Raw genomic sequence first — 2,722 nt, 5'->3', positions numbered from 1 at the left:
CTTGCATTAATAAAGACAGAATAGCCGTTAATTTTGACCGAAGAATTTATCTCTTCCACCCTCTTTGTGGCTGCTTTAATCTTCTATGTGCCTAAATTAAGTTCAGTGGAAAGTAGCTGTCGATTCAGATTGCTGTCCCCTATAATATCCTTATCTGCAATTATTAATTCTCCTATTCCCATTCGGGCTAAGAGTTCTAATACCGTCCCACCCAATCCTCCCGCTCCGATTATGGCTACTTTTGATTGGAGTAATTTAATCTGCTCTAAAGGGCTAAGCACTCCCAGATTACGGTGATAACGTTCGGGAATAATATTATTTTTCAGGGCTAATATTTCTATCCCCTTCGAAAGGTATTCATATTTATGAGAGATATTTTTTATCTGATCTACGGAAATATTATAATACTTCTTGCCAGAAGTTGTGATCGCTTCTTTTTTTGCCTTCTCTAATTCTTTTAAAATTGCTTCTTCTTTTTCCTTTTTCATATTTTCTTTCATGAGCTTATCTGGGCGTATGCAATACGCCCCTACTCCTTCTTTGTAATCTTGTAATTTGCAACTGTTTCTTCCTTCTTCACTATTCACTATTCACTAATGACATTTATACTTAGCTTTTAATATTTCTAATCTTTGTTTAATCTCTTTTTCAAATCCTCTTTCCGTAGGGAAATAATATTTCTGACCTTTTAATTCTTCAGGTAGATGTTCCTGAATAATGTACCCATCTTTAAAATCATGGGCATATTTATAACCTTTACCGTATTCTAAATCTTTCATTAGAGGAGTAGGTGCATTACGGATAATCAGGGGAACCGGAAGTGGTCCCCATCTTTTTATATCCTCTTCGACAAGCTGATAACCTTTATAGAGAGCGTTACTTTTAGGAGCACAGGCTAAATAAGTAGCTGCTTGAGTCAGGGCTAAATTGCCTTCCGGCATTCCTAAAAAATGTACTGCTTGCATAGCCGCGACTGCTATCGGTAAAGCCTGAGGGTCAGCGTTACCTACATCTTCAGAGGCAAATCTGATCAGGCGCCGGGCAACGTAGAGAGGGTCTTCCCCAGCCTCTAACATACGGCCTACCCAATAAAGGGCGGCATCGGGATCAGAATCGCGCATACTTTTATGTAGGGCAGAAATAATATTATAATGTTCCTCACCGGTCTTATCATAGCGCAGGCATCTTTTCTGAATTGCTTCTTCAACAATCTTTAAAGTTATAGTTCTAAGGCCCTGGTGATCAGGTTGGGTAGTTATCACCGAAAATTCTAAGATATTTAAAGCTATGCGTGCATCTCCATAGGCCAGTTCAATAATAAAGTTTAATACTTGAGGTTCTAATTTAAGCTTATATTTTCCCAAACCCTTTTCTTGGTTCTGTAAGGCTCTTTTTAAAATTTTTTGTAAGCCTTCGAAAGATAAGGGTGCTAATACATAGACCGTGGAACGGGATAAGAGAGGCGGAATAAGCTCAAAAGAGGGATTTTCGGTAGTAGCACCGATTAGGGTTATGGTTCCATCTTCTACGTAAGGTAAAAAGGCATCTTGCTGGGCTTTATTAAATCGGTGAATTTCATCTACAAACAGGATAGTCTTTTTATTATAATATCTCCTCCTATCCTGGGCTTCTTTAATAATTTTCCTTAAAACAGGGACCCCGGAAACCACTGCACTGAAGGAGACAAAATAAGATTTGGTCATTTTAGCAATAATCTTTGCCAGAGTAGTTTTACCTGAGCCAGGTGGACCCCAGAGGATAATCGACTGGAGCTCATCTTCTTCGATGGCTTTTCGTAATGGTTTTCCTGGAGCAATAATTTTTTCTTGTCCTATAAAATCCTCCAGTTTTGTTGGCCTGATCCGATCAGCAAGAGGAGCATTATTTAGTTTATCTTTTTGGAAATTTTCAAAAAGTTCCATTAAAATTTACCTTAATTATATTTCCTATAATTTTATCATCTTTCTGGCTATTTTAAAAATTCTTTCTTTTGGTTTATTTATTTGTCTTTTCAAATTCATCTTTGAGTATCCCCATTAAGATTACATCATAATATTTCGCCTTGTAGAAATGATTTTTTCTTAATTTCCCCTCTTTTGTAAAGCCACATTTCTCATAACAACGTATTCCTCTTTGATTAAACTCAAAGACTTGAAGATATATTTTATACAAATTCATCTGGTTAAAAGCATGCTGAAGGAGAATTTTTATCGCCTCGGTGCCATAACCTTTGCCCCAGTATTCTTTATTGCCAATTACAATTCCCAATTCTGCATTACTATTCTTCCAATCAATTTTATGTAAACTAATCTGACCTAGATAAACTCCTTCTTTAGTCTCCATAACCAGGTTTTTCTCTGTATCATTACGACTCATCGCTCTTTCTAAAAACTTTTCCTCTTCTTCTCGAGAAACCGGGTAGAGAAAGGCAGCTAAATATTTGGTAACTTCCTGGTCATTTACCCATTTCATTATCTCCTCTAAATCTTTCCTTTCAATAGCTCTCAAATTTACCAATTTTCCTTTTAGCATGCCCTCTTTCTCCTTCAAGGTAAAATTTAGTGCCAGGCACCTTTTTTTACCTTTATGACAAATTTAGTGCCAGGCACCTTTTTTTACCTTTTTAAAAATAAGAAAATTATTTTCTATTATAGCAGGAATTTTAAATCTTTTGTAGAATTTATAAATATATAAAAGATAAAGGAGGTATTCTAATGGTTAA

3 protein-coding genes are annotated in these 2,722 nt (G+C 36.0%); all 3 read right to left on the bottom strand.

The window, feature by feature from the left end; translation table 11 throughout:
* Nucleotides 1–83 precede the first annotated feature (83 nt).
* The 3 genes from COZ07_RS03810 to COZ07_RS03800 all read right to left on the bottom strand — a co-directional run bounded on the left by COZ07_RS03810 (nt 84) and on the right by COZ07_RS03800 (nt 2,532).
* A complete protein-coding gene (locus COZ07_RS03810) occupies nt 84–587 on the bottom strand; it encodes a ThiF family adenylyltransferase (protein WP_406607260.1) in 504 nt (167 codons plus the stop codon).
* A gap of 6 nt (nt 588–593) precedes the next feature.
* Nucleotides 594–1,922, bottom strand: coding sequence for a replication-associated recombination protein A (locus COZ07_RS03805; protein ID WP_406607259.1), 1,329 nt, complete (start codon nt 1,920–1,922; stop codon nt 594–596).
* 73 nt (nt 1,923–1,995) lie between these two features.
* Nucleotides 1,996–2,532: a GNAT family N-acetyltransferase gene (locus COZ07_RS03800; RefSeq protein WP_406607258.1), complete on the bottom strand. Its 537-nt coding sequence runs from the start codon at nt 2,530–2,532 to the stop codon at nt 1,996–1,998.
* Nucleotides 2,533–2,722 lie beyond the last annotated feature (190 nt).

The organism is Candidatus Infernicultor aquiphilus, assembly GCF_002784285.1.
Lineage (GTDB): Bacteria > Atribacterota > Phoenicimicrobiia > Phoenicimicrobiales > Phoenicimicrobiaceae > Infernicultor > Infernicultor aquiphilus.
Note: the sequence above shows the minus strand (reverse complement) of the source record. Positions and strands in the feature narration are given on the sequence as shown.

Coding starts and splice junctions, on each gene's coding strand:
- COZ07_RS03805 (WP_406607259.1), bottom strand. CDS start 1,922: ATGGAACTTTTTGAAAATTTCCAAAAAGATAAACTAAATAATGCTCCT.
- COZ07_RS03800 (WP_406607258.1), bottom strand. CDS start 2,532: ATGCTAAAAGGAAAATTGGTAAATTTGAGAGCTATTGAAAGGAAAGAT.